At 69.3% G+C, this 26,599-nt stretch carries 21 protein-coding genes and 1 tRNA gene; 10 read left to right on the top strand and 12 right to left on the bottom strand.

Going from position 1 to position 26,599, the window contains the following annotated elements; genetic code table 11:
- The first annotated feature begins 153 nt into the window (after nucleotides 1-153).
- From AC5RVS_RS08605 to AC5RVS_RS08595, 3 genes are read left to right on the top strand one after another with little or no spacing between them, the layout of a single operon-like run.
- Nucleotides 154-1,389: an NAD(P)/FAD-dependent oxidoreductase gene (locus AC5RVS_RS08605; protein ID WP_493989300.1), complete on the top strand. Its 1,236-nt coding sequence runs from the start codon at nucleotides 154-156 to the stop codon at nucleotides 1,387-1,389.
- The gene (folP, locus tag AC5RVS_RS08600) at nucleotides 1,386-2,330 is read left to right on the top strand and encodes a dihydropteroate synthase (RefSeq protein WP_494107805.1); all 945 of its coding nucleotides are present in this window, start codon (nucleotides 1,386-1,388) and stop codon (nucleotides 2,328-2,330) included. The genes AC5RVS_RS08605 and folP overlap by 4 nt, the downstream gene beginning before the upstream one ends.
- Nucleotides 2,327-3,145, top strand: a complete 819-nt coding sequence (locus AC5RVS_RS08595; protein ID WP_493989133.1) for a pyrimidine reductase family protein — start codon at nucleotides 2,327-2,329, stop codon at nucleotides 3,143-3,145. Before folP ends, AC5RVS_RS08595 begins: the two co-directional genes overlap by 4 nt.
- Here AC5RVS_RS08595 and AC5RVS_RS08590 read toward each other — a convergent pair.
- Nucleotides 3,067-3,972: a diacylglycerol/lipid kinase family protein gene (locus AC5RVS_RS08590; protein ID WP_494107804.1), complete on the bottom strand. Its 906-nt coding sequence runs from the start codon at nucleotides 3,970-3,972 to the stop codon at nucleotides 3,067-3,069. The genes AC5RVS_RS08595 and AC5RVS_RS08590 overlap by 79 nt on opposite strands.
- Before the next feature lie 116 nt (nucleotides 3,973-4,088).
- Here AC5RVS_RS08590 and AC5RVS_RS08585 point away from each other — a divergent pair, with 116 nt between their 5' ends.
- The 3 genes from AC5RVS_RS08585 (at nucleotide 4,089) to AC5RVS_RS08575 (ending at nucleotide 6,207) form a co-directional block, all read left to right on the top strand.
- Entirely contained in the window at nucleotides 4,089-5,015 is a 927-nt protein-coding gene (locus AC5RVS_RS08585) for a J domain-containing protein (protein ID WP_493989131.1), read from the top strand.
- A 65-nt stretch (nucleotides 5,016-5,080) separates the two neighbouring features.
- Nucleotides 5,081-5,548 (top strand): tRNA (cytidine(34)-2'-O)-methyltransferase, encoded by a 468-nt coding sequence (locus tag AC5RVS_RS08580; RefSeq protein WP_493989130.1) that lies wholly within the window; start codon nucleotides 5,081-5,083, stop codon nucleotides 5,546-5,548.
- A gap of 74 nt (nucleotides 5,549-5,622) precedes the next feature.
- Entirely contained in the window at nucleotides 5,623-6,207 is a 585-nt protein-coding gene (locus AC5RVS_RS08575; RefSeq protein WP_493989129.1) for an anti-sigma factor, read from the top strand.
- A gap of 114 nt (nucleotides 6,208-6,321) precedes the next feature.
- Here AC5RVS_RS08575 and AC5RVS_RS08570 read toward each other — a convergent pair whose 3' ends face one another.
- From AC5RVS_RS08570 to AC5RVS_RS08555, 4 genes are all read right to left on the bottom strand, one after another.
- Nucleotides 6,322-7,065 carry a PIG-L deacetylase family protein gene (locus AC5RVS_RS08570; RefSeq protein ID WP_494107803.1) on the bottom strand — a complete coding sequence of 248 codons (744 nt, stop codon included), beginning with the start codon at nucleotides 7,063-7,065 and terminating at the stop codon, nucleotides 6,322-6,324.
- Nucleotides 7,066-7,070: 5 nt separating this feature from the next.
- Nucleotides 7,071-8,015: an electron transfer flavoprotein subunit alpha/FixB family protein gene (locus AC5RVS_RS08565; protein ID WP_493989127.1), complete on the bottom strand. Its 945-nt coding sequence runs from the start codon at nucleotides 8,013-8,015 to the stop codon at nucleotides 7,071-7,073.
- 33 nt (nucleotides 8,016-8,048) lie between these two features.
- Nucleotides 8,049-8,864, bottom strand: a complete 816-nt coding sequence (locus AC5RVS_RS08560) for an electron transfer flavoprotein subunit beta/FixA family protein (protein WP_494107802.1) — start codon at nucleotides 8,862-8,864, stop codon at nucleotides 8,049-8,051.
- Nucleotides 8,865-9,019: 155 nt separating this feature from the next.
- On the bottom strand, nucleotides 9,020-10,672 hold the full coding sequence (locus tag AC5RVS_RS08555; RefSeq protein ID WP_494107801.1) for a S1C family serine protease: 1,653 nt from the start codon (nucleotides 10,670-10,672) through the stop codon (nucleotides 9,020-9,022).
- Nucleotides 10,673-11,014: 342 nt separating this feature from the next.
- Here AC5RVS_RS08555 and AC5RVS_RS08550 point away from each other — a divergent pair, with 342 nt between their 5' ends.
- Nucleotides 11,015-13,081, top strand: coding sequence for a TPM domain-containing protein (locus AC5RVS_RS08550; RefSeq protein WP_494107800.1), 2,067 nt, complete (start codon nucleotides 11,015-11,017; stop codon nucleotides 13,079-13,081).
- 75 nt (nucleotides 13,082-13,156) lie between these two features.
- The gene (locus AC5RVS_RS08545; RefSeq protein WP_493989123.1) at nucleotides 13,157-13,924 is read left to right on the top strand and encodes a PspA/IM30 family protein; all 768 of its coding nucleotides are present in this window, start codon (nucleotides 13,157-13,159) and stop codon (nucleotides 13,922-13,924) included.
- Between the two features lie 115 nt (nucleotides 13,925-14,039).
- Here the strand turns inward: AC5RVS_RS08545 and AC5RVS_RS08540 are convergent, their stop codons facing one another.
- From AC5RVS_RS08540 to AC5RVS_RS08525, 4 genes are all read right to left on the bottom strand, one after another.
- A complete protein-coding gene (locus AC5RVS_RS08540) occupies nucleotides 14,040-15,140 on the bottom strand; it encodes a hypothetical protein (protein WP_494107799.1) in 1,101 nt (366 codons plus the stop codon).
- Nucleotides 15,141-15,275: 135 nt separating this feature from the next.
- A tRNA-Met gene (locus tag AC5RVS_RS08535) sits at nucleotides 15,276-15,352 on the bottom strand.
- A gap of 45 nt (nucleotides 15,353-15,397) precedes the next feature.
- The gene (locus AC5RVS_RS08530; protein WP_493989121.1) at nucleotides 15,398-18,322 is read right to left on the bottom strand and encodes a UPF0182 family membrane protein; all 2,925 of its coding nucleotides are present in this window, start codon (nucleotides 18,320-18,322) and stop codon (nucleotides 15,398-15,400) included.
- A gap of 272 nt (nucleotides 18,323-18,594) precedes the next feature.
- Nucleotides 18,595-19,728 (bottom strand): YlbL family protein, encoded by a 1,134-nt coding sequence (locus AC5RVS_RS08525; protein ID WP_494107798.1) that lies wholly within the window; start codon nucleotides 19,726-19,728, stop codon nucleotides 18,595-18,597.
- Between the two features lie 273 nt (nucleotides 19,729-20,001).
- Here AC5RVS_RS08525 and AC5RVS_RS08520 point away from each other — a divergent pair, with 273 nt between their 5' ends.
- A complete protein-coding gene (locus AC5RVS_RS08520) occupies nucleotides 20,002-21,459 on the top strand; it encodes a zinc-dependent metalloprotease (RefSeq protein ID WP_494107880.1) in 1,458 nt (485 codons plus the stop codon).
- 58 nt (nucleotides 21,460-21,517) lie between these two features.
- On the opposite strand, the gene AC5RVS_RS08515 is transcribed toward AC5RVS_RS08520, so the two are convergent.
- Entirely contained in the window at nucleotides 21,518-22,186 is a 669-nt protein-coding gene (locus AC5RVS_RS08515; protein WP_494107797.1) for a M48 family metallopeptidase, read from the bottom strand.
- Nucleotides 22,187-22,338: 152 nt separating this feature from the next.
- Between AC5RVS_RS08515 and AC5RVS_RS08510 the strand changes: the two genes are divergently transcribed.
- Complete coding sequence (locus AC5RVS_RS08510) at nucleotides 22,339-23,415, top strand: TOMM precursor leader peptide-binding protein (protein ID WP_494107796.1); 1,077 nt, start codon at nucleotides 22,339-22,341, stop codon at nucleotides 23,413-23,415.
- A 29-nt stretch (nucleotides 23,416-23,444) separates the two neighbouring features.
- On the opposite strand, the gene AC5RVS_RS08505 is transcribed toward AC5RVS_RS08510, so the two are convergent.
- Together AC5RVS_RS08505 and nudC are read right to left on the bottom strand one after the other, a co-directional pair.
- Complete coding sequence (locus tag AC5RVS_RS08505; protein WP_494107795.1) at nucleotides 23,445-25,577, bottom strand: ATP-dependent DNA helicase UvrD2; 2,133 nt, start codon at nucleotides 25,575-25,577, stop codon at nucleotides 23,445-23,447.
- Entirely contained in the window at nucleotides 25,574-26,521 is a 948-nt protein-coding gene (gene nudC / locus AC5RVS_RS08500; RefSeq protein ID WP_494107794.1) for an NAD(+) diphosphatase, read from the bottom strand. The genes AC5RVS_RS08505 and nudC overlap by 4 nt, the downstream gene beginning before the upstream one ends.
- Between the last annotated feature and the right edge of the window lie 78 nt (nucleotides 26,522-26,599).

The following is a 26,599-nucleotide window of genomic DNA, read 5'->3' as shown; positions in this document are numbered from 1 at the left end:
GCATTGACTTATCCGGAACTGATTTCTAAAGTCGGATGTACCCATTTTAGAACATCTGGCCCTGCCCGGACAGGCAGCCGCCGGTGCTTCCATCAGATCGGCTGCCAGGGGCGGACCCGCTGCGTGCCCGCCGGCACATGAAGGAGCGCTGCCATGGCAGGGAACCCGATCGTCATCGCCGGAGCCGGCTTGGCCGGAGCCACCGCCGCCAAGGAGCTGCGCAGCGGCGGCTTCAGGGACGAGATCGTGCTGGCCGGTGCCGAGGACCAACACCCTTATCTTCGGCCGCCGCTCTCCAAGGGCTTCCTGGCAGGACGGGAGGACGCACAGTCGGGGCTGGTGCAGCCGCCCGGCTGGTATGACGAGCACGGCGTCCAACTGTTGCGCGGCACCACGGTAGTATCCTTCGATCCCGCTGCCTGTACTGTCACGCTCTCCGATGCAGGCACGCTGGAGTACTCGCAGCTGCTGCTGGCCACCGGGGCATCGCCGCGGAGGCTGGAACTGCCCGGCGCCGGGCTGGGGGGCGTGCACTACCTGCGCACGCTGGCGGACAGCCAGAGCCTGCACGCCGTGCTGGCCTCCGGGGACCAGCGGCTGGTCGTGATCGGCATGGGCTGGATCGGCATGGAGGTTGCGGCCACGGCCCGCCAGCTCGGAAACGAGGTCACGGTCCTGGGCCGCGGCGACATCCCGCTCGCCCCCGCGCTGGGCGACGCCGTCGGCAGCATCTTCGCCGATACCCACCGCCGCGAGGGCGTCCTGCTGCGCACCCGGCGCTGGCCCGTGGAAATCCTCGGCGAGGACGGCAAGGTCACCGGCATTGTTTTGGATAACGGCGAGCGCCTGCTCGCCGACGCGGTTCTGGTGGCCATCGGCGCCGTCCCGAACACCGCGTTGGCCGAAGCTGCGGGGCTGGCCGTGTCCAGCGGCATTGACACCGACCAGACGCTGCGCACCTCCGCGGAGCATGTCTATGCTGCCGGCGACGTTGCCCGTGCCTACCATCCCGGTTACGGCGCACCGTTGCGCAGCGAGCACTGGGCGAACGCCCTGGCCCAAGGGAAGAACGCCGCGTCCGCCATGTTGGGCCATAACCCGTCCAACGACGAGATCCCGTACTTCTATACCGACCAGTTCGGAATCGGAATGGAGTACTCCGGCTATTTCCCGTGGTCGGCGCGGGGCGAGCCGGTGTTCCGGGGGAACTACCAGGACCTCGACGCCCTGGAGTTCATCGCGTTCTGGCTGCGCGATGGCAAGGTGGTGGCTGGTATGAATGTAAATATTTGGGACGTCCAGGAAACCATCCAGGACCTCATCCGATCCGGCCGCAGCGTGCATGCCGCGGACCTGTCCAATCCCGACAAGGAGCTGACCAGCCTGTGAGCCAGCCACTGACGGTGCGGACGCCGTCCAGCGCCTTCCTGCCCGAGCTGTACCACCCGGTGCATGACTTCGGCGTCCGCCGGATCGACTTCCGCCGCCACGTGGCGCTGATGGCCATCGTCAACCGCACCCCCGATTCCTTCTACGACACCGGCCGCACCTTCACCCGGCAGGCGGCCATCGACGCCTCCTTGGCGGCGGTGGCCGCCGGCGCGGACTGGGTGGACATCGGCGGCGTGCCGTTCGCCCCGGGCCCGGCATTGTCCGCGCGCCAGGAAGCCGAGCGGATCGTTCCGGTGATCGAGGCCGTGCGGGCCGGTTCGGACGCCATCATTTCCGCCGACACCTACCTGCCCGAGGTTGCCGAAGCGAGCATCCGCGCCGGGGCCAACGTCATCAACGACACCACCGGCCTGCACCATCCGGAGCTGGCGGCGGTCGTGGCGGAAGGCGGCGCGCATCTGGTCATCACCCACTCGCTCGCCGCCCCGCGCACCGTGTATCCCCGCCCCCGGTACGACGACGTGGTCGACGACGTCGCGGAGTTCCTGCGGCGCAAGGTTCAGCTGGCCTTGGAATTGGGCATTCCGGCCGGGAAAATCATCGTCGACCCGGGCCACGACCTGAACAAGAACACGCTGCATTCGCTGGAAATCACCCGCCGCTTCGGCGAAATCGCCTCCCTCGGTTACCCGGCGCTGGCGGCGGTGTCCAACAAGGACTTCATCGGCGAGACACTGGCGCAGCCCAAGCAGGAACGGCTCTCCGGCTCACTGGCCGCCGCGGTGATGTGCATCATGAACGGTGCGCGGATCCTGCGCATGCACAACGTCGCCGAGGCCAGTTCTGCCATCCGGATGACCGAGGCCGTGATGGGCTGGCGGGAACCGTCTTACCTGAAGCACAACATGGGCGACGTCAACGAACCGGCGGCGCCGTGACCCGCCCGATTCGCCGCCTCCTGCCGCCAGGACCGGAACAGGCCACCGACCAGCAACTGCTGGCCTGGTACGGCGAACTCCCCCGCTCCGGCCCGTGGGTCCGCTTCAATTTCGTCGCCAGCCTGGACGGCGCCGCGACCTATGCCGGCCGCTCCGGAACCTTGGGTGACGAGGTGGACCAGCGGGTCTTCCTGCTGCTGCGCAGGCTGGCCGACGTCCTGGTGGTCGGTGCCGGAACGATTCGGGCCGAAGGCTATGGCGGCCAGCTGCTCTCGGCCGAGTCCCAGGCGTGGCGCCTGGACCGCGGCATGAGTCCGCACCCGCCTGTCGCCGTGGTCTCAGCGTCGCTGGACCTGGACCCGGGCAGCGCGTTCTTCACCGCCGCGCCCGTGCGGCCGATCGTACTGACCAGCGCCGCGTCGCCCGCGACCCGGCGCCGCGCACTGGAACCGGTGGCCGACGTGCTCGACGCCGGCACCGCCCGGGTGGAACCGGCGCGGGTGGTGAAAGCGCTGGCAGCCCGCGGCTACGAGCAGATCCACAGCGAGGGCGGGCCCCTTCTCTTCGGCAGCTTCCAGGCGGCGGGACTGGTGGACGAGCTGTGCCTGACCATCAGCCCGGTGTTGGCCGGCGGGACCGCCAAGCGGATATCGGACCACCTTCCCGGCGCGCGCGAGTCGCTGCAGCGGCTCCAACTGCGGCAGGTGCTCGAGTCCGGGTCCATGCTGCTGCTGCGCTACACCGCCGCAAACAGCGCGCCGGGGACCGCGTCCACCGACACCGGCAGCCTCCCCACCCGCTCGCCGTCCGCGTAAGCGGTGACGCCGGCAGCTTCCAACCGGACCGTCCTGACCTGCTCGATGTGGACCGCCGGATGGCTGATGTGCCGGCCGGCATAGACGCGCGGAAAGATGCCGACGAAGGCGGGACGGGACAGTGGCGAGACGATGAACAGATCCAGCAAACCGTCGTCGTACGCCGCCTCCGGCACGACGCGCATCCCGCCGCCAAAGGAGCGGCCATTGGCCACGGCCACGAGCATCGCGTCGGTCTGCCGCGGCACGCCGTCCACGACCAGGCGGTAGCGGATGGGGCGGAAGGCGGCGAGTTCGCGCAGCATGGCCAGCGGATAGCGCAGCCGGCCGCGGGGGAAGCTCCAGCGGTTGGCACGGTCGTTGACCGCCGCGTCGAAGCCGGCCGAGAGGACCCCGGCGAACCAGGCTGTGGAACCGTCCGGATGCGTCACCCGGCCAAGGTCCACCCTGCGGGGCTGCTCCAGGGCGCGCAGGAAATGCCCGACGGCGGCGACCGGCCCGGCGGGCAGGTCGAACAGCCGGGCGAAGTCGTTTCCGGTGCCTGTCGGCACGATGCCCAGCGGAACCTGTGAACCGGCCAGCGCGTTGACTGCTAAGTGAACCATTCCGTCACCGCCCACTACCAGGAGGGCGGAGACCCCGCGGCGCAGCACGCCGGCAACCAGGTCAGCGAGCGCAGCCCACGTTTCCGCCCGCAGCTCGACGGCGGGGCGGCCGCGCTGGGCGAGTTCGGCCATCACTTCCGCTCCGGCACCGGCGGCCGCTCCGAAGGACGCGTGCGGGTTGACGGCAACGGCGATAGGCGAGGAGGACGGCGGCGAAGTCACAGCAGATCATTGTGGCATCGCGACGGCCCGCCGCTGCGGTACGGCACAGGCGGCCGGCAGGTGGCGGTTACACTTGGCTTCGCGCAGGACCCCGAGACCCTACAGAGAGGCGGCCGGTGATTCCCCTATCCCACTACGACGTCCTGGGGCTGCCGGTCAATGCCACGGCGCACCAGATCAAGGCCGCCTACCGCCGGGCCGCCCGTGCCACGCACCCGGACCACGGCGGGGACGCCGCCGAGTTCCGCCGCGTCAGCCTGGCCTACGAAATCCTCAGCAACCCGCAGGCCAGGTCCCGCTATGACCGTTCCTACGGTGCCGCCGATCCGGGCGCCTCGCCGGACGGCACCGGAACCTTCGCGGCCGGCCCAGGTCCCCGACACTCTGCGCCCGGACAACGCGGCCCGTCGGCGGCGGACTCCCCCGTCTACGTTCCCGCCTACGGCTCCCCGGACGAATCCCCTGCGCTGCCGGAGAGCATAGCCCGCCAGCACATCCACGGGGTGCCGCGAAAGCGTGGCATCTTCGGTGCCGGAGCCAGGCTGCGCCGCGAGGCGCTGACGGTGCAGCTGATCAGCCGGCAGATCCTGCCGGCCATCCCGTCCGCCCGGCTGGTCAACGGCCTGCATTCGCCGGCGGACAACGGCTTCATCGACCACGCACTGTTGGCGGGCTACCGGCTCGCACTGATTGATTCGATGCTGCTGCCGCGGGGGAACTTCCGCTGGGACGGCCGAACCCTGCACAAGGACGGGCGGATCGTGGAACCGCCGAGGCTGGCACCGGCGGTGCGCAGGATGCAGGAACTTTTTCCGGAGCTCAATGTCACCGGCTGGACGGTGATCCACTCCGCGGACGGCAACCTCCACGAACCGGTGATCGATTACACGCGCGGCTACGACCCGGACGGGATCGTCCCGGTACACGTGGTCAACGCGGCCCGGCTGGTGCGCGAACTCAAACAGTTCCTGTCCTCCGGCCCGGCGCCGAACACCGTGCACGTCCCCTCGCTCGCCAAGCTGCTGGGCGGCATGCACGCCTGACGTCCTGCTTCCGGGCCCGACGGCGGATGCCGGGCCGCGGCCGCGGCGCGCTTAGGATGGAATCCGTGTTCCGCATCCTCTTCTACACTCCCGAAATCCCCGGCAATACCGGCAACGCCATCCGGCTGGCGGCGGTCACCGGGGCCGAACTGCACCTGGTCGAACCGCTGGGCTTCACCTTCGAAGACTCCAAGCTGCGCCGCGCCGGGCTGGACTACCACGATCTTGCCGTGGTCCGGGTCCACGCGGACCTGGAAGCGGCGTGGGACGCCCTGCAGCCGGAGCGGGTCTTCGCTTTTGCGTCCGACGGGGAGCGCTCCTACACAGACGTCGCCTACGCTCCCGGCGACGTGCTGATGTTCGGGCCGGAGTCAGTCGGGCTGCCGGCATCGGTCAAGCAGGATCCGCACGTCACGGCGCGGCTGCGCCTGCCCATGCTTCCGTCGCTGCGGTCGCTGAACCTGGCCAGCTCGGCCTCCATCGCCGTCTATGAGGCCTGGCGGCAGCACGGTTTTGCCGGGGCGAAACTGTAGCGCCTACGCGACGGGATGCCCCGGCGTGTCGGGCTGGACCCTGCCTCCCCCGCGGACGGATAGACTTGAAACCTATGGATACGCCCCAGCCATCTGATCGCCTGGCCAGCCCCGGTAACTCCACCGGGGACAACGACTACGCACCGGATGACGACGTCTCCGTGCTGCACGCCGACCAGCTCACCGGCGGATCAGAAGACACCGAGCGGCGGCCGATGCCGGCCGTGACCAAGTGGCTGCTGCTTGCCCTGGCCGCCGTCGTGGTGGTGGTGGGGGCCATCGCCGTAGCGAAAACCCTGGGCGGAACCTCGGACCAGGACGTCACGGCTGCTCCGGACGTCTTCTCCAGCCAGCAGGAGCTGGAGGGAGGCGGCACAGTGGACGCCTCGGTGTCGCTCCGCGAGAACGCCGCCGTCCTGACGTTCCGCGGCGTCCAGGCGTCCGAGGGGCGCACGTACCAAGTCTGGCGGCTTCCGCTGGACGGCTCGGCACCGGTGTCGGCCGGGACCATCGACGCCGCCGACATCACCTCGGGCAACCCGGTGGTCATCGACGGCATCTCCACCAGCCGCGAACTTGCGGTCTCTATCGAGGCACCCGGCGGGGCCGAGTCCCCCAGCCTGCCGTTCGCCGTCGTCATTCCGCTCGCCACGCCGTAGCCCGGCGCAGCCGAGGCCGGGTGCGACGCCCGGCGCAGGCCTGCCACAGTGCTGCCGCGTGGGGCAACCAGCCACGGTGCCGCCGCGAGGGCAGATCGGCCAGCCGACAGCCTGTCAGAATCCGGCGATGGTTTCCGGCGTATTGATCCCCACCACGTGGAAGGCTTCCGCGCTGCGTCCGGGCAGGCCGCCGCGCATGGCGTTCTCCGCCAGGTTCTGGCGCACGCGGGCGTCCATCGCGGCCAGGTCCGGATGCTGGCTCGCGTGGATCCGGATGGCGGCCAGCTTTGTGTCGACGTGGGCGGTGATGTCCACGTAGTGGTTCTCGCGCTCCCGCGGCCCGCCGTAGAACCACAGGAACGGCACCTTGTAGGCGGCCAGCCCTGCCTCGAGCAGTTCGGGATAGGCGTAGGGATTCTCCACGGCCGGGTAGATCGCGCGGGTGACGATTTCGCCGCAGGCCAGGTGGTCCGGGTGGCTCTTCTGGATCCGGTCCCAGGCGCGCTCCGGATGCATGGAGAGCACGATGTCGGGACGGATGCGGCGCATCAGTTCCACCGCCTGGCGGATCACGTCGTGGGTAGGCTCCAGGTAACCGTCGGGTTGATGAAGGAAATGCAGGTCGGTGACGCCGGCGAGCGCTGCGGCCTTGGCCTGCTCGGCTGCCCGCAGTTCGACGATTCCGGCGCGCTGGGCCTCGTCGAAGCCGCCCGCGTCGCCGTCGGTCATGATGCAGTAGCTGACCTGAACGCCCGCTGCCGTCCAGCGGGCGATGGTGCCGGCGGCACCGAAGTCCAGGTCGTCCGGGTGCGCAGCAAAGACCAGGACGCGTTCCGGCTGGAATTCCTCAACGGTCACCGCGGCTAGCCCTTCCGCCGGCGGATCTCGGCGGCGGCCTGCGGCAATACGGTGGCGAGGTCGCCCACGATGCCGAAGTCGGCGATCTCGAAGACCGGCGAGTCGGCGTCGTTGTTGACCGCAACAATCACCTTGGCCGTCTGCATGCCGGCCTTCTGCTGGATCGCCCCGGAGATGCCCGCGGAAATGTACAGCTGGGGCGAGACGGTCTTGCCGGTCTGCCCCACCTGCGCCGAGTGCTCAATCCAGCCGGCATCGGTGGCGGCCCGGGACGCGCCCACCGCCCCGCCGAGGGCGTCGGCCAGGTCTTCGATCGGCGAGAAATCGCCGCCGGTGCCGCGGCCCCCGGCCACGACGACGCGTGCCTCTGTCAGGTCCGGCCGGCCGCTGGCGGCCTTCTCGGTGCGTTCGGTGATGCGGGCGGCGGGGCCGAAGTCCCCGGCCTCGACCGTCACAACCTGCGGCACCGCCGCTTCGGCCGCCGGAGCTTCGGCCACAACATTGGCCTTCACGGTGATGACCGGCGTGCCTTCGGTGACATTGGCCTGCACGGTGTAGGCGCCGGCCAGCACGCTCTTGGTCACCGTCAGGTCGGCCGAGACGTCAATGGCGTCGGTGATGACCCCGGATGACAGCTTGATGCCGACCCGGGCCGCGATCTCCTTGCCTTCGAAGGTGTTGTCCAGCAGCACCGCGGCCGGAACGGCCTGGCGCGCAGCTGCCGCCACGAAGGCGGACTTCGGGGCCACGAGGGCGCCGTCCACGTCCGCGGCCGGCACGTAGACGGTGCCCACGCCGTACTCCCCGAGCTCGGTCCGCAGGGCGTCGGTGAGATCGCCGTTCAATGCTGCCACCGGTTCTCCGATGCTGCGGGCGAGCGTGAGCAGTTCCCGTTGGATCTTGTGCAGGGCTTGGCCGGGACGGTCGATGAAGACAAGAACAGAAGTCATGGTGCCGATATCCTTCGCGGTTTCCGTGGCGGACTAGAGCAGGTTCTGGGCGGCCAGGAAGTCCACCAGGCGGATCCCGGCGTCGCCCTCATCGGTGATGATGGTGCCCTGCGACCGCGGCGGCCGCGCTTCTGCCTTGGCGACGGCGGTCCAGGCGCCTGCGGTGCCGACCGCGCTGGGTTCGATGCCCAGGTCCGCCAGCGACACGGTGGCAACGGGCTTTTTCTTGGCGGCGATGATGCCCTTGAAGTTCGGGTAACGCGGTTCGTTGATCTGGTCGGTGACCGATACCACCGCGGGCAGTTCCGCTTCGAGGCTGTCGGCGTGGGTATCGCCCTCCCGGCGGGCGCGCACGGTGGTCCCGTCCACCTCAAGGCTGGCGGCGAAGGTCAGCTGCGGCAGGCCCAGGCGTTCGGCCAGCTGCGCCGGAACCAGCGAGGTTTCGCCGTCGGTGGAGGCCATGCCGGTGAGCACCAGGTCGACGTCGCCGAGGCTGCGGACGGCGGCCGCCAGGACCAGCGACGTTCCGGCGGCGTCCGAGCCGGCCAGGGCATCATCGTTCACGTGCAGGCCTTCGGTGGCGCCGATCTGCAGCGCCTTCTTCACCGCGGTGGCCGCCGCTGCCGGGCCCATGCTCAGCGCGATCACCCGGTTGCCGGCCTTCGGCCCGCCGCGCTCCTCCGCCAACTGCAGGGCGGATTCAATGGCGTATTCGTCCAGTTCGGACAGGATGCTCTCCGACCGGTCCACCGTCGCCGGATCGCCGGTCAGGTGCCGGTCGAACTGCGCGTCCGGTACGTGCTTCACCAGCACCACGATGTTCAAGGCTGTGCCTGCTGCTTTTTGCATCCTCGCTGAACTTCCTTCCGCCGTCCGCGGCCCGCGCGGGTGTTGCGGGTCGCTGCAAACACCCTAACCTTACCGGCAACGCCGCGGCGGTAAACACCTGCGGCGCTGCCGTGTGCGCCACCCGGGGCGGCAGGTGCGCCCCGGGGACGTGCGGGTCAGGCCTGGCCTTCGCCCAGGGTCACGTCGGCGGTGCGTTCTTCGCCGCCGCGCAGGTAGGTGACCTGCACCGTGCTGCCGGCGGCGTGTTCGCGGATGGCCGCGGTCAAGGACTGGCTGTCGCCGATGACCCGGTTTTCCACCCGGGTGATGACATCGCCCTTCTGCAGGCCGGCCTCCTGTGCCGGCGAGCCCTCAACCACCTCCACGACGGCCGCCCCCACCGAGAACTGGGTGTTGCCGGAAGAATTGCCGGAGGGCTTGGCGGTCACTGTCACACCGAGTTGGCCGTGGCTCGCCGTCCCGTCTTCGATCAGGTCCTGGGCGATCCGCTGCGCGTAGTTGCTCGGGATGGAGAACCCCACGCCGATGCTGCCGCTGTCCTCGCTGGAGGACGCGATGGCCACGTTGACGCCGATGACCTCTCCGTTGGTATTCACGAGCGGCCCGCCGGAGTTGCCGTGGTTGATCGCCGCGTCGGTTTGGATCACGTTCAGGAAAATGCTGCCCTGGTTCGAGGAGCGTTCCTCGCCGGGGAACTGGAAGTTCCACTGGTCGCCCGGACCGGGCTGGGCACTGTCGCCGGAATCTTCCGGTACGGCGGAGGACGAGACGCTGATGGTGCGGCTCAAGGTGGACACGATGCCGTCGGTGACGGTGCCCGCCAGGCCCAGCGGCGCGCCGATGGCAATGGTGGTGTCGCCGACGTTGAGCTTGTCCGAGTCGGCAAACGTCGCGGGCGTGAGGCCCTTGGCGTCGGTCTTGATCACGGCCAGGTCCGACAGCGGATCGGTGCCGACCACCTTGGCCCGGTGCACGCCGCCGTCGCTGGTGCGCACCTCGACGTCGGGATTGGCAGTCTGGCCACCCAGCGTCACCACGTGCGCGTTGGTGAGGATATGCCCCTCCGTGTCCAGGATGATGCCCGACCCGGACCCGCCGGTGTTGCCGCTGGCCACCGAGATCGTCACCACGCTCGGCGAGGCCTTGGCCGCCGCGGCGGTGATCTCGTTGACCGAGTCCGTGTTGTTCACGATCAACTGCTCGGGCCCGCTGCCGGTAATCGCGGTGCCCGCGGAGCCGTCAGCCAGTGCCTGCGAGCCTACGGCGACTCCGCCGCCCGCCAAACCGGCCAGCAGCATCCCGGCGATCAACGTCCCGGTGCCAAAACGCTTCTTGGTGCTCGCCCCGGCCGGCTGCCCGCCGCCGAAGCCGTAGCCGGAGCCCAGCCCGTGGCTTCCATTGCCGTAACCGGAGCCTGAGCCCGTCGCGTTCCCATACCCGGAACCTGTCGCGTTCCCGTAGCCGGACCCGTAACTTCCACTGCCGTGACCGGAGCCCTGGCCTTGGCTCCCGTAGCCGCCGTGGCTGCCCGCGTTGTCCTGGCCGTAGGCCGGCGCGGCATACTGGCCGAAGGTGCCCGGGGCGTTCTGGCCGTACCGGGGCTGCTGGGCTGTGGCGTTCCGGGGCTCCTGCCGGGCCTGGTCTTGTGCCGGGACCTGCCCGGCCGCCTCAGCTGCCGGGCGGCGGAACGGTTGGGTCTCGTCGGCTGACGCCGGGTGCTCCCCGGCACGGGAGGCCGGCGGATTCTCCGGCAGCGGGGGCATGGGCCGGGCGGGCCGCTGCTGCGGTTCCTGGTTGTTCTCGCTCATGGCAGGTCCTTTCTTGGTCTGCCCTCCACTATGCACGGCTTCGCTGGGATAACCTCGCACGTTTCCTGTAAGGACTCTGGAAACCAGCCGGATGCGCACGGCGGCCGCGGTCCCCGCCGTCGGCCGTGCCCGATGCCGAACCGTGGTGGAACGATGAAGCAGGGCGTTCCAGAGCCGGGAAAAGGGCTGCTCCCGCGTTCGCCACCGGCGGAGGGCGGTGGTGGACGGTGCCAAACGCGGACCATAGAATCACCAGTGGGTGGATCCGCCCCGGCCGGGGCCAGGACCACGTTGACGAGCCGGGGCGCCACGGCCCCAGCTTGCGTTGCTGAAGGGACCTTTATGCGCTCACCGCTCAGGCGTCTGGCGGCCGTAGCCGGCCTGACGGCAGTCTTCCTTGCGCCGGCAGCACTGGCGCTCGCCGTGCCGCCGGTCGACATCCCGCCGGGCGAGTTCGTGGTGGACCAGGCCGGTGTGCTGGGCGGCCGGACGGCCGAGGTCGAGGACGCCGTGCGCGAGCTGCAGCAGTCCGAAGGCCTGAACGTCTACATCGTCTTCGTGGATCAATTCACCGAGCCGGCCGACCGCGACCAGTGGGTGCTGGACACGGCGGAGCTGAACTCGCTGGGCTCCGTCGATAGCCTGCTTGCCGTTTCCGTCGACGGCCGCGAATACCTGTTCCAGTCGGCCGAGGACAACCCCGTCGTCTCCCGGGACCAGAACATCGCGCAATCAATCCGGCCGGCCCTCGGCCAATCGGACTGGGCGGAAGCCGCGTTGACCGCCGTGGCGGCGGTCGAGGACGCTGCCACCGGCGGCGACGGTTCCGTTGATTCCGGTGGCGGGGGCGGCTCGCTGGGCCCGGTGCTGCTCATTGGCGGCGTCGTGGTGGTCGGCGGCGGCGCGGCACTGCTGTATGCCCGGTCCAAGCGGAACAAGAACCAGCGCCCGCAGCCGCAGCTGCAGACCGGCCCCGACGGCCGGCCGCTGGATCCGCATGACGCCATGTCCGTGGAGGACCTTCGCAAGAAGGCCGGCAGCCTGCTGGTGGCCGCCGACGACGCGATCAAGTCCAGCGAGCAGGAATTGGGCTTCGCCATGGCCCAGTACGGCGACGAAGCCGTGCAGCCGTTCCGCCAGGACATCACCGCGGCCAAGTCCCACATGATGGAGTCCTTCAAGCTGCAGCAGCAGCTCGATGACCATATTCCGGACACCGAAGAAGAGCAGCGTGCCTGGCTCGGCGACATCATCCGCCGCTGCGAGGCGGTCAACGATTCCCTCCAGGCACACAAAGAGGACTTCGACGCGCTGCGGGAGCTGGAAAAAACCGCACCGCAGGCGCTCGAGCGGGCCCGGGCCGCCGCCCGGGAAACCCGCGGCAGGCTGGATGACGGCACGGCCCGGCTGCGGGAGCTTCGCGCCCGTTTTGCCGACAGCGCGCTGCAACAGGTGGCCGACAACATCGGCCAGGCCGGGGAGCGGCTGGATTTCGTCGAGAACGCAGCCAACACCGCGCAGGACAAGCTCGACGAAGGAGACCGCAGCGCCGCCGTGATTGCCGTGCGTGCGGCCGAGGAGAGCCTGCACCAGGCCAACATCCTCTTGGAGGCCATCGCCAAGACGGCCAAGGACCTCGACGACGCCCGGAACAGCATGGACCGCACCATCGCCGACGCGACGCAGGACATCGCCCAGGCCAGGGCCATCATCGCCTCGGGGCAGCACCCCGAGCTGACGGGCCCCTTGGCCGGGCTGGAAGCTGCGGTGTCCGCGGTCCGGCAGGAGGTCGCCGGGGGACGCGTCGATCCGATCATGATGGTGCAGCGGCTGGAGGCAGCCATGGAGCCCCTGGATGCCTCGCTCTCCGGGATCCGGGACGCCCAGGACCGCAACCGGCGTGCCCGTGAGGCCCTGCAACACGCCATCATGTCCGCGCAGGCGCAGATTTCCGGCACGTCGGACTACATTCAGGCCCGGCGCGGCGGCGTTCGCAGCGAGGCACGCACACGGCTGGCCGAGGCGGAACGGAACCTCGACCATGCGCTGGCCATCGCCGACTCGGATCCGGAGCAGGCGCTCAACTATGCCCGCCAAGCCAATGCCTTGGCACAGCAGGCCAGCCAGATGGCCCAGGAGGATGTGGACGGTTTCGGCGGCGGCATGGGCGGCTTCGGCGGCGGCGGGATGTTCGGCGGTCGCGGCGGCGGCTTGGGCGGGGCGATCCTCGGCGGCATCCTCATCGATTCCATCCTGCACGGCGGCCACGGCTCGCACGGCGGCGGCGGAATCTTCGGGGGCGGCGGAGGCGGTGACGTTTTCGGCGGCGGCGGCTTCGGCGGGTTCGGCGGTGGCGGCGGCGGCTTCGGTGGCTTCGGCGACGGAGGCGGCGCCGGCGGCAACTTCTAGACCGACAGGCCGGGCAGCCATGTGGGCTGCCTGGAAGGCAAACAGTTCGAGTAATCCCGATCGAAAGGCATCACCGTGGTAAAGCACTCAATATTCGGCCGCATGGCCCAGCTGGCCAAGGCAAACATCAACGCCCTGCTCGACCAGGCGGAGGATCCGCAGAAGATGCTGGACCAGATGGTCCGCGACTACACGAACAACATTGCGGAAGCCGAAAGCGCCGTCGCGCAGACCATCGGCAACCTGCGCATGCTGCAGGACGACTACAACGAAGACCTCGAGAACGCCCGCAGCTGGGGCGCCAAGGCCTTGGCCGCCAGCCGCAAGGCCGACGAATACCGCACCTCGGGCCACGCCGCCGACGCCGAGAAGTTCGACAACCTCGCCAAGGTGGCGATCCAGCGCCAGATCTCCTCCGAGAACGAAGCCAAGGGCGCCGAGCCGACGATCTCCTCGCAGACCGAAATCGTCGAAAAGCTCAAGCAGGGCCTCAACCAGATGAAGTCCAAGCTCAACGAGCTGCAGAACAAGCGCGATGAGCTGATCGCCCGCGCCAAGACCGCGCAGGCCCAGTCGCAGGTCCACGACGCCATCAAGAGCATCGACATCCTGGATCCGACCAGCGAAGTCGGCCGCTTCGAGGAGAAAATCCGCCGCGAGGAAGCAAAGGTACGCGGCCAGGCCGAGCTTTCCGCTTCCAGCCTGGATGCCCAGTTCGAGAGCCTGGAAGACCTCGGCGAGCAGACGGAGGTGGAGGCCCGCTTGGCAGCGCTGAAGTCCGGCACCAGCCCGGCCCCGTCGTCGCTGGAGGCCGGCAAGGAAACTACCTCAGAAAGCTACTGAGCACCAGCCGTCCAGGCCCTCACGCATGAATGGCTCCGGGCCGCACCTTCCCTGGTGTGGCCCGGAGCTTTCTTGTGGGGCCACGGGACCCTGTTCACGGGGTGGTCCGACCGCGTCAACGGCGCGGCTTTACGACCCGGAGAAGGCGGCGGCCGGTGAAGCCCCCCGGCCGGGAGGCAACGGCCCGCGCGCGGCGCAGGGCCTTGGGATTGTAATGCCGGGGACGGTGCTCCGCTGCGTCCGGCACACGGGCACTCCGCCCCCGCGGTGCTGCGGCCGCTCCCCCGTCCTGCTGCGGCGGACGACGGCGGGACCCCGCCTTGGGGACCGCCGGCACGGCCTGCGCGGCCGGCGCCACGGCAGGAGCAGGGGTGGCGGCCTGGTCCGGCCCGGACCCTGTTTCCTCGGGCCCGGGACGCCGCCTGCGCAGCAGGAACCAGCCGGTCAGTGCCAGGTAGGCAGCCGGAACCAACCAGGCGGGGACGGCCTGCAGCGCGTCGGTGAGCAACCCGTGGACGCCGTGCGCGGCGTCGATCAGCCGGTCCTCGACCTCGTGCCCTGCGGCATTCCGGACAGCGAAAAAGGCGTAGTAGGCGGTGCCCAGCCCGGCGAGCAGCAGCAGGTAACCCTGGGCCTTTTCCAGCAGTGTCCCGGCCTCGGGCCACCGGCGGCCGGCGCCGGCCCCGAGCGACGACGCAGCGGCGCACAGCAGCCCGAAACTGGCGAGCAGGCCCAGAACGTAGGCGGCCAAGCCGGCGACAGGGGCTTCGGCTGCGCCCTGCTCCCCGGCCGCGGCCAGCAATTCCGGCAGCTGTGGCGCGAGTGATGCCAGCCCGACTACCGCCCCGGCAACAGCCATCCCGCTGAGCCGGACTAATGATCCGCCCCCCGCCGCAGCTGCCTGCAACAGCCGGACACGCCCGCCTGCCACCAGGAAGGACGCCAGCAGGACCAGCAGCATCCCGGTCCCGGCCGAAATGTAGGCCAGGACGCCGGCAGCGGTTGCCGGATTTCCTGCGGCCAGCAGCGCCGACGAGAAGGACGTCATGTAGCCGCCGGTCAAGACAAGCGCGGACAGTGCGGACCGGCGCACGGCAGCAGCGGGCGGGGTGCGCCAGCTGCCCACGGCGACCGTCAGGAGCCAAGCCGGCAACAGGAGCAGACTGCATGGATTGAACAAGGCTGCCACTCCGGCGGCCAGGGCGTAGCTGCTCACTGATTCCAGCATGGGACAACAACGATCTTTCCGAGGGAAAATCGGGGACGGGTGAAACCATTCTACCGGCCCGGGTTGTGGTCCCGGACACGCAAAAGCCCCGCCCGATATGACATCGGACGGGGCCTTAGCTCTTGGTTGCGGGGAGAGGATTTGAACCTCTGACCTCTGGGTTATGAGCCCAGCGAGCTACCGAACTGCTCCACCCCGCGGCGCAGTGAATACATTACCGGCCGCGGGGTAGCGAAGCAAATCGGTCAGTTGCCCTCGGTCGCCTCCGGAGAAGGCTGCTCCGTTGCCCCCTCTGCGCCGCCTTCGGGGGTGGCACCGGAGATCGCTGCCTCGGCGTCGATGGCGTCCTGCAGCGCCGCCTGCAGCCGCTCCTGGGCCTCGCCGTAGGCGGCGAAGTCGCCCTCCGCCAGCGCGGCCTGTCCCTCCTGGATCGCGGTGCGCGCCGCCTGCAGGGCCGCCTGCAGATCCTCCTCGGCGCTGGTTTCCGGAGCGTCCGGCGTCGCCGGTGTCTCACCGACGTTCTCTTCGTCGCCGGTGGTGGCACCCGAGTCGCCTTGGAACACCTGATCCAAGGCTTCGGACAGCGTCGGGGCGAAGCCGACTTCCTCACCGAAGCTCACCAGCACCCGGCGCAGGATCGGGTAGGAGGAAGCGCCGGAGGACTGGACGTAGACCGGCTGCACGTACAGCATGCCCCCGCCGACCGGCAGGCTGAGCAGGTTGCCGTTCTTCACCTCGGAAGCACCCTGGCGCAGCAGGTTCAGCGCCTGCGAGACTTCGGTGTCCGAGTTGAACAGGTTCTGCGCCTGGCCCGGACCGGGCACGGTGATGTCGCGCGGCAGTTCGAGCAGCCGCAGCGTGCCGTAGTCCTCGGACTTCACACCGTCCTCGCCGGTGCCCGCGTCCGCGTTGGCGGAAAGGAACCCGTACAGCACGTTGCGTGCCTGCTCGCCGGGAACGGCAAACGGAATGAACGGCGTGGTCAGCGAGAAGGACGCCGCGTCCTGGTTGGGCATCTGCAGGGACAGGTAGTACGGCGGCTGCTTGACGGTCGATCCCTCGCCCAGCGTCGGATCCGTGGGAACACTCCAGGCATCGGAGTTCTCGTAGAAGCGGTTGACGTTGGTCACGTGGTACCTGGTGAGCAGCTCCCGCTGCACCTTGAACAGGTCCTCCGGGTAGCGCACGTGTGCCATCAGGTCGGCCGACATTTCGCTGTACGGCTTGATCGTCGTCGGGAACACGTTCGTCCAGGCCTTGAGCAGCGGATCCTGGTCATCCCACGCGTACAGGTTCACGGACCCGTCGTAGGCGTCCACCGTTGCCTTGACGGCATTGCGGATGTAGTTGACTTCCTCCGCCGGCAGCGCCACGGTGGCGCCCCCGGTGGTCCCGGAGTCAATGGTGGCCGACTCCAGCTGCTGGGGAGTCGAGTACGGGAAGTGCTCGCTGGTGGTGTAGGCATCCACGATCCACTTCACGCGGCCGTCAACGATGGCGGGGTAGGCGTTGCCGTCCACCGTCAGGTACGGAGCGACCTTTTCGATACGCTGGCGCGGATCGCGGTCGTAGAGGATCTGCGACTCCGAGTTGACCGCGTCCGACAGCATCAGGTCGGTCGACTGGAATTTCAGGGCGTAGACCAACCGGTTGAACCAGTTGCCGATGTTGGGACCGCCATCGCCGTCGAACGTGTTCCGGGTATCGGTTTCTGCATTGGCGCTCTGCGGCCGGTCGATTTCGATCGGAGTGCTGCCCTCGGGCGCACCGACGATCGAGTAGTCCGGAGATGCTTCGCCGAAGTAGATCCTGGGTTCGTAGGTCGAGTCGTCGCCCAACACGCCCTGCGACGGAATCCCGGAGAGCATGAAGGACGGTTTGCCGTCCGGCTCCACGCGGGACCCGGCGGCCGCAACCACGCCGTAGCCATGGGTGTAGAGCAGGTGCTCGTTCACCCAGCCGGCCGGCACGCCCGCGGTGTTCAGTTCGCGGACGGCAATGACGGTGTCCTGCACCTCGCCGTCGACCGTGTAGCGGTCCACGTTGAGCGTCTCGTCGAACTGGTAGTACTGGCGGAACTGCTCCAGCTGCGCGAACGCGTCCGACACCAGGTTCGGATCCAGCAGGCGGATATTCGCCGTCGTCTCGGCGTCCTCGCGCAGCGCGCCGGCTTCCGCGTCCACCGTGGCTTCGTAGTTCATGGTCTGGACGTCGTCCAGACCGTACGCCAGGCGCGTGAGGCCGATGTTGCGTTCGATGTACTGGGCCTCGACGTCCTGCTCATTCGGAATCACCTGGAAGCGCTGGACGATCCACGGGTAGACCCCGCCGGCGAGGATGGCGGTGACGATCAGCATGGCGGTACCGACGATCGGCAGCCGCCAGCGGCCGATGAAGGCCGAGACGATGAAGAGGATGGCCACCAGCACGGCGGCGACGGCCAGAATGGCCTTGGTGGGAATCACGGCGTTGACGTCGGTGTACAGCGCACCGGTCCAGTTTCCGGCGTCGGACTGCACGGTGGCGTAGCGGTCCAGCCAGTAGTTGACGCCCTGCAGGATGAGGAACAGTGCGGCAAAGACGGCCACATGGATCTTCGCCGCGGTGGAGGCGAAGAACCCCTTGTCCTCCAGCCGGATCCCGCCGTAGAGGTAGTGGGTCAGCAGCCCGGCGATGCCGGCAATCAGCACCACGCTGATCAGGAAGCCGTTGATGAAGCCCAGGAACGGCAGGGTGTTCATGTAGAAGCTGTAGTCCAGGCCGAACTGCGGATCGGTCTGGCCAAACGGCTGCTGGTTGAAGAACAGCAGGACGGTCTGCCACGCCGAGGCGGCGGCGGTGCCGGCGAACCCGGCCAGGACTACCGGGATGCCTATCATCAGCAAACGCCGCACCGGCTCCAGCTGCTGCTGGTAACGGTTCAGGTTGTCCTGCAGCGAGCTGTCCGGCGCGTACACCGGGCGCGAACGGTAGGCCATTCGCAGGCTGAAGTAGACGGCAAGGCCCATGATCAGGAAGGCAATCAGGAAGATGGCAATCTTGGTGCCGGTTTCCTTGAGCATGACTTCCAGGTAGCCCAGCTGGTTGTACCAGAGGATGTCTGCGTAGATTTGGGAGAAGAAGACGAAGCCCACTACCAGGACGGCCACCACGATCAGGGTGGGCACCAATGCGGAACGTTTCTTGCCAGGACTGCTAAGCGGTGTTGGCCGGTCGCCGTAAGACCGGTCTTGTCCGAACGTCACTCGTTACCTCGTTGTCTACATGCGTGGCATCACGGCGAAACCGCCGCTGCTGGGGACACTCCCCCTAGATGCCACGAACGGACGCCTCGGAGGGTTCCGTTCCCATTCTGCCTTGTCAACACCGGCCCCGGCGAACCGCGGCGCCGGGACGGGCCGGCACTGTTGCCGGAATGTGACCGGGCCGCTGCTGAAACGAATCAGCTGCAGCCGGGCAGGGCGGCTGCGTCGCCGCCCTCGCCGATCGACGTCACGGCTTCAACGGCGTCGTCCAGCGTCGCCACCGGGACAACCTGCAGCCCTTCCGGGACGCGGCCGGCCACCTGCGCGCAATTTGCTTCCGGCGCCAGGAACACGGTGGCGCCGGCTTCCCGGGCGCCGATCATTTTCTGCCGGATCCCGCCGATCGGCCCGACGGTGCCCTCCGCGTCGATGGTGCCGGTCCCGGCAAAGTGTTTCCCGCCCGTCATTTCCCCTTCCGTCAGGGTGTCGATGATGCCAAGCGCGAACATCATGCCGGCGCTGGGGCCGCCCACGTTGTCCAGCTGGATCTTCACCTCGAACGGGAAGTCGAATTCGGTGCCCAGCAGGACGCCCAGCTGGTAGTCGCCCTCGTCGTTGGCCTGCGGTGCCACATCCACGGTTTCCTCGCGGCCGTCGCGCGCGATGCCCAGTTCCACCGGGGCGCCCGCGCTGGCGTTGAGCTCCTCGCGCAGCACCTCGATACCGGTGACCGGCCGGCCGTTGATGGTCCGGATCGCGTCCTGCAGCTCCAATACTCCTGCCGCCGCCGCGTCCGGGGTGAAGTCGGCGACCGAGAGGGTCTGCGAGTACTCCACGTCCAACTGGGTCAGGGCAGCCGCGACCGATGACTCCTGCGACGACGCCATCAACGCCGCGTTTTGCTGCTGGATGTCGTCCTGCGTCACGTCCGGCGGATAGACCAGGTCGGCCGGTGCCACGCTGCGCTGGGGGTGGAGCCAGGCGGCCAGGACCTGCAGCATGTTGACGTTCGAGTTGGGCCCGCCTTCCACGTACACCGTCGTCAGGTCCAGGGCACCGGAAGTCTCGTAGGTGGGGCGGTCCGGAACCTCGATCAGCGGGGTGCCGGAGACCTCACCGATGGTGTTGATGGCAGGACCGGGTATCTCGATGACGTAGCCTGCCGGCAGCGCCAGCCCTGCCGCACCGGCCACGACGGCAACGACGGCGGCGGTCGCCATGACCGGCTGCCTGCGGTTTCGGGCCTGCGGCGCGGCCGGCTGCGGACCGGGAGCGTTGGCGGCCCAGCCGTCCGTGCCGTGCTCGGTGCCCTTGTTGGTGGACTGTGTCACCTGCTGGTTTCCCTCTCGCTGCTGTCCGGGTCGCACACCTCACGCGCTGCCGCCCGACGGCGCTCGCGGCGCCTGCTCTAGCGTACGCCGTCGGCCCGGCATCGGTGGTGCTGCGCTGCTCGGCCTTGAGCGAACTGCCCTTCTCCGGCGCGACAAGGAATCCCGGCTGCCGGTAACGTGGGACTCACGCAACATCCCGGGCACAGCCCCCGCCGCCTCCCCGGCAGCCGCTCGACCCGTGCCCGCTCCAACCCTCGAGGACCGGTGGTAGTGATGACCCCTAAGCAGCCCGACGACGACCCGCAGGATCCGCTGGCGGAGATGTTCGCCAAGCTCTTCGGCGGCCAGGCCGGGGCAATGGATCCCGCGGAAATTGCCAAGGCGGCAGGACTGCCTTCCGACCCGAATGCCCTTGCGCAGATGTTCCAGCAGGTCCAGGCGATGATGAGTGCCCCCGCCGAAGGTCCTGTCAACTGGAAACTGGCCCATGAAAGCGCCCGCAAGGTGGCGGCCTCGGACAGCGATCCGTCCGTCTCGTCAGCACAGGGCCGCGCCGTCGACGAAGCGCTCCGGCTGGCCGAGATGTGGCTTGATCCGGTGACGAGCATGCCCGGCACCGGCCTGATCGGCAGGGCCTGGTCCCGTGCCGAGTGGGTTGAGGCAACGCTGCCGACCTGGAAGCGGCTGACGGAGCCGGTCGCCAACAGCATCGCCTTCGCGCTGACCAGTGCGCTGACCGAGCAGGTGCCGGAGGAAATGAAGCAGATGCTCGGTGGGGCGCATTCCATGCTGCAGAACCTCGGCGGCGCGATGTTCGGCATGCAGCTGGGCCAGGCTGTCGGGGCCTTGGCCAAGGATGTGGTCAGTTCCACCGACATCGGTGTCCCGCTGGTGGAGGGCAAGATGGCCCTGCTGCCGGCCAACGTTAAGTCCTTCGGCGAGGGCCTGGACATCCCCGGGCAGGACGTGCTGCTCTTCCTGGCGATCCGGGAAGCTGCGCACACCCGCTTGTTCACCCACGTCCCGTGGCTGTCCGGCTATTTGCTGGGCGCCATCGAAAGCTATGCCCGCGGCATCCACATCGACATGGGGCGGATCGAGGAAGTGGCCCGCGACCTGGATCCCACCAACCCCGAATCCATGCAGCAGGCACTCTCGCAGGGGGTGTTCATGCCGAAGCGCACGCCGGACCAGGAGGCCGCCCTGGCCAAGCTGGAAACAGCGCTCGCGCTGGTCGAGGGCTGGGTGGACGAGCTCACCGCCAGCGCGGCGGCCAACCTGCCCTCCGCCCCGGCGCTGCGCGAAACGGTCCGGCGGCGGCGCGCCACCGGCGGCCCGTCGGAACACGCCTTCGCCGCACTGGTCGGACTTGAGCTGCGGCCCCGCCGCTTGCGGGATGCGGCCGCCCTGTGGTCCGCCCTTAAGGAGGAACGCGGGGTCGAGGGGCGCGACGCGATCTGGCACCACCCCGACCTGCTGCCGACCGCGGAGGATCTGGACGATCCTGCCGGCTTCAGCGCCCGCCGGAAACTGCTGGACGCCTCCGAGGCAGAAGTCGACGAGGCCCTGCAAAAGCTCCTGAGCGGCGGATTCGAAGAGCAGCCCGGCGAGGGCGATGCCGGGAAGCCGGACGGTACCGCCGATGGCGGCCCGGACGGGCCCGCCGACGGTGAGGACTCCGGTACCGGAGACGGCGGTCCGGAGGGTACCGGAAACGGAGACCGGAGCTAGCTGTCCCTCCGGCACCGCCGACGGCAGTGCCGGAAGGTACCGGAAACGGAGACCGGAGCTAGCTGTCGCTTTCGGCGGCCCCGGCGCCGTCCACATCGTCCTCGTCCTGTAGGCCGCGGCCCATGGCAAAGGCCGCGCCGGAGAGGAAGGCCTTGGCCAGTTCCAGCTGCGGATAGGCCTGCAGCAATTGCCAGAAGCGCGGGCCGTGGCCTGCCTCCAGCAGGTGCGCGAGCTCGTGCAGGATCACATAGTCGATGACCCAGCCGGGCATGTCCTTGATCTTGTCCGAGATGCGGATGGTGCCCCGTGCCGGCGTCGCCGACCCCCAGCGGTCGTTCTGGTTGGAAACCCACCGGATGCTGGTCGGGATGGCGTTGCCGGCCAGGTAACGCTGCGACAGCTCCGCTGCGTGCCGGGCCAGGTCCGTGTCGCTCGCAGCGGTCCGTCCCGCCGGACGGGAGCTGCGCGTCTCGAGCCTGGCCAGCATCCGCTGCACCCACTCCCGTTCCTGCGCCTGCGAAAAATGGCCGGGAATGGAAATCACGGCGGCTCCGTCCCGCCAGGCGGCCGAGACGGTCCGGCGCCGGCGCGCGGACCGTTTGACCACCACGGGGGCGCCGTTGGATGTGGTCAGGGCCACCCGCTCCCCCGTGCCGGCCACCAGTGGCACCGGCCGCGTAGGCGTTGCGGTGTCGGGGAATTCCTGGGTCTGTTCTGCTCGGGACATGCGATGAGGTTACCGGGTGTCTCCGACCGTCCGCATCCGCGAACGCCCGCTGCCCGTTTTCTGTGGATAACCGTCCGGCGCCTGCCACCGCCGTGCCAGCATGGAGGACCGGGACGCGCCCGGACCACGGGCTGGCGGCGAGGAGGGTGGCGGTGGCACAGTTGAGGATCAATCCCGGCCTGCGCACGCTCGAAGGCGCCGCGGGCAGCGTCCAGTTCGGCCTGGGTGCCGGCGGACTGGTGATCGAGGGAACCGGGGAAGCGGACCGGCGCTTCCTGCGCCGGCTGTGCCAGGGGATCGAATCGGCCGATCTGGACGACGTACGGGCAGGCTGCGGCCTGGATAAGGAGCGGGCCGCGTCGCTGCTGGCGGCGCTGGCACCGGTCCTGTTGCCGGACTCCGGCGGGGAACGCCTGTCCGGTTTGCGCGCCGACCGGCTCGCGCCGGATGCGCGCCGTTGGTCGGCGGTCTACTCGGCCGACGGTGAAGGACAGCTCGCCGCCCGCGGCCGCTGCATAGTGCAACTGATCGGGCTGGGACGCACCGGCGCAGCGTTGGCCACCGCCCTGGCGGCGGCCGGCGTCGGCACTCTTCTGCTGGAGGACCCGGCGGTGGCCGGCCCGTCGGATGTCGGTTCCGGGGCCTTCCGGGTCGCCGACATCGGCCTGGGCCGCGGGCAGGCCGTGCGGCGGGCGGTGCACCAGATCGATCCCACGGTCTCCTGCCACCTCTTGCCCGGCGCGACCGCGGAGCAGGGCGCCGCGGGCATCTTTCCGCGGGCGCTCAGCCTGGCCGTCTACGTGGACCGCGACGTGCCCGACCCCCGGGTCGCCGCGGCGCTCATGAGCCGGGGCCACCCCCACCTGAGCGTCCTGGTGCGCGAGCAGGACACCCTGATCGGGCCGTTGGTGGTTCCCGGTCAGACAAGCTGCCTTGGCTGCGTGGAACTGCACCGCGCCGACGCCGATCCGGCGTGGCCCGACGTCGTTGCCCGGTTAACCAGCCGTCCGTTCGCGCCGGCGGCAGACCGGGGCCCGGCCGACGAAGTATCGCAGTCGGTAGCCGCGGCCGGGCTGGCGGCGATGCAGGCACTGCTGTTCCTGGACGGGCGGAACCAGCCCGGCAGTTTTTCCGCCGTGCTCAAACTCGACAGCGGCGACGGCACCGTGTCGCGGCACGCCTATCCGCCGCACCCGGCCTGCGGCTGCGTGCCGGCCCCGGCATCCTGAGCGCGCACTGGCCGCGGGCGCCTGCAGGCTCAGTTCGCCGCCAGGACGCGCAGCACATCCTCGCCGTAGCGCTCCAGCTTGGACGGCCCCACTCCGGCCAGCCTGGACAGCTCCTGCAATGACTGCGGCCGGGCTTCGGCGATGGCCACCAGGGTGGCGTCGGTGAAGATCACGAAGGCGGGCATCGAGGCTTCGCTGGCCGTGTCCTTGCGCCATTCGCGCAGCGCCTCAAACGTCGACTCCTCGTAGGTGGGAGGACAACTGTTGCACCGGCCGACCTTGCGTTCCGCCCCGCTGCCGAGCAGGCTGCCGCAGACGCGGCAAACCGCCGGCGCGGCCTGCTTGCGCCGAGCCGGGCGCTGGCCCGACGCGCCGCGGACCGAGGAGGAAGAGGCCGGCCGCAGCCCGTCCAGGAACCGCGACGGTTTGCGGTTGGCGCGGCCCCCCGGGGTCCGGGCCAGCGAGCAGGACAGGGCCAGGTGCTGGCGGGCACGGGTAATACCCACATAGAGCAGCCGGCGTTCCTCGTCCACGGCCTCGTCAGTGTCGGCGAAGGAGATCGGCATCAGCCCCTCGCTCAAACCGACCAGGAAGACTGCGTCCCATTCCAGGCCCTTCGCCGAGTGCAGCGAGGCGAGGGTGACACCTTGCACCGTGGGAGCATGCTGCGAGGCCGCCCGTTCGTCGAGCTCCGCCACGAAGTCGAGCATGGTGAACACACCGCCCGCTGCGGAACCGCGGGCGGTGTCCAGCTCATCGGCCAGTCCCACCAGCGCGGCCAGCGATTCCCAGCGTTCCCGGACAGCTCCGCCGGTCTGCGGAGCCTCCCGGGTGTAGCCCAGGTTCGCCAGGACGTCCCGGACCAGTTGGGGCACGGGCTCAGTTCCGGCCGCACGGGACGAGGCCCGCAGCTGAAGGATCGCGTCGCGGACCTCCCGCCGCTGGAAGAACCGCTCTCCGCCGCGCAGCTGATAGCCGATACCGGCGCTGGCCAGCGCCTGTTCGTAGGCCTGGGACTGGCCGTTGGTGCGGAACAGCACCGCTATCTGGGCAGCGGCCACGCCGTCGTCCAGCAGTCCGCGGATGCGGGTGGCCACCTGCGACGCCTCCGCCTCGTCGTCGGCACATTCCGTGAACGAGGGCTCGGGCCCGGCCGGACGCTGGGCGATGAGCTCCAGCGGCGTCGGCCAGCTGTCCGTGCCCCGCGACGGCTGCCGGGTGCGGGCGGCCAGCAGCGAGTTGGCCAGCTGCACGACCTGCGGCGAGGAGCGGTAGTCCCGGACGAGTTTCACGACGTCGGCTCCGGGGAAGCGTTTGGTGAACTCGAGCAGGTGGCGGGAGGTCGCTCCCGTGAAGGAGTAGATGGTCTGGCTGGCGTCCCCGACCACGCAGAGTTCTTCGCGGTCCCCCAGCCAGAGGTCCAAAAGCCGCTGCTGGAGCGGCGAGACGTCCTGGTATTCGTCCACCACGAAGTGCCGGTACTGGTCCCGTACGGCGGCCGCCACCTTCGAGTCTTCCTCGAGGATCCCCACGGTGATGAGCAGGACGTCCTCGAAGTCGATGATGTTCCGGTCCGTCTTCACGTCCTCGTACGCCTGGTACAGCCGCGCCACCGTCGTCAGGTCGTAGCCTGCCGGTGCGGCACGGCCGGCCGCCCGGCGGACATAGCTGTCGGGCGTGAGCATGGAAACCTTGGCCCACTCGATCTCGGCCGCCAGGTCGCGGATGGCGGCACGGTCGGTGGTCAGCCGCAGGCGCCGGGCAGATTCGGCGATCACGCTTGCCTTGTGGTCCAGCAGGCCGGGCAACGGACCGCCGACCGCCTGCGGCCAGAAGAACTGCAGCTGGCGCAACGCCGCGGCGTGGAACGTGCGCGCCTGCACTCCGCCGACACCAAGGTCGCGCAGCCGCGTCCGCATTTCGGCGGCTGCGCGCGCGGTGAACGTCACGGCCAGCACCCGCTGCGGCGTATACACCCCGGTGTGGACGCCGTAGGCGATCCGATGGGTGATCGCGCGGGTCTTGCCGGTGCCCGCTCCGGCGAGGACACACAGCGGTCCGGCCAGGCTGGTGGCCACCTGCCGCTGTTCGTCGTCCAGCCCGGCCAGGATCTGGTCTTCGAGGCTGCTGTCCGGGAGGGGCCCGGCGGCGGCGGCGCTCATCGTCCGGCCTGCGGCAGCTCGCCGCCGTACCAGTGCTCGATCATCGCCCGCGCAATCGAAATGCCGCTGGCCACCTGGACCTCGTCGGCCCTCAGCGCCGCGGCCAGTTCCTTCCGGCTGAACCAGCGTGTGTCCAGGATCTCCACGCCATCGGGCACCGACGCCGCGTCGGTCGCTACGGCCGTGAAGCCGATCATCAGCGATGCGGGGAACGGCCACGGCTGGGAACCGAGATATCGGGGCGAGTGCACCACGACGCCGGACTCCTCCTCGATCTCCCGCATCACCGCGGCCTCGAGCGACTCCCCCGGCTCGACGAAGCCGGCCAGGGTCGAATAGCGGCTGGCCGGCCATGCGCTGTTGCGGCCGAGCAGCAGGCGGTCGTCCTCGTCGACGACCGAAACGATGACCGCGGGATCCGTGCGTGGGAAGTGCTCGCTTCCGTCGGCGGGACAGCGGCGCACCCAACCGCCCTGCTCGATCTCCGTGCGGTGGCCGCAGCGCGGGCAATGGGTGTGGGTCAGGTGCCAATTGGAAATCGCCGCGGCCTCCACAAACAGCCCCGCGTCCTGCGCAGAGAGCTCCCCCGCCACATCGCGCAGGCCCAGCCACTCGCCGTCGTAGCCGGCCGCTTCTGCACCCTCCGCCAACACGGACAGGACAATGTCCGTCCCGACGGGCACATCCGCGCCTTCCACGGCCCGTCCGAGGTAGACGGACAACGTTGTTGCGGTCCGTTCACTGCTCGGAAGCAACACGATCCTTCCGCCGCGTACCAGCGTCTTGCCGTCGGAAATGAGCATCACGTGGGTGGTGTCCCTGTCCCAGATGCCGTCCACCAGGCCGGGATGGCTGCGTCGCTCACAGCCGCGGTCCATGGTGGTGCGCGCCAACATCAGCTGGCCCAGCGGCGGGAACCCTGCAGCGGCGGTGCTAAGACTCATGCTCTCTACCGTACTCACCACAGCGCCCGGACTGTTATTCGCGCCGCCGCCGCTGTGGACTGCGCGACGGCGGTGCCT

The sequence above is a fragment of the Arthrobacter sp. Y3221048 genome (assembly GCF_059092685.1).
Note: the sequence above shows the minus strand (reverse complement) of the source record. Positions and strands in the feature narration are given on the sequence as shown.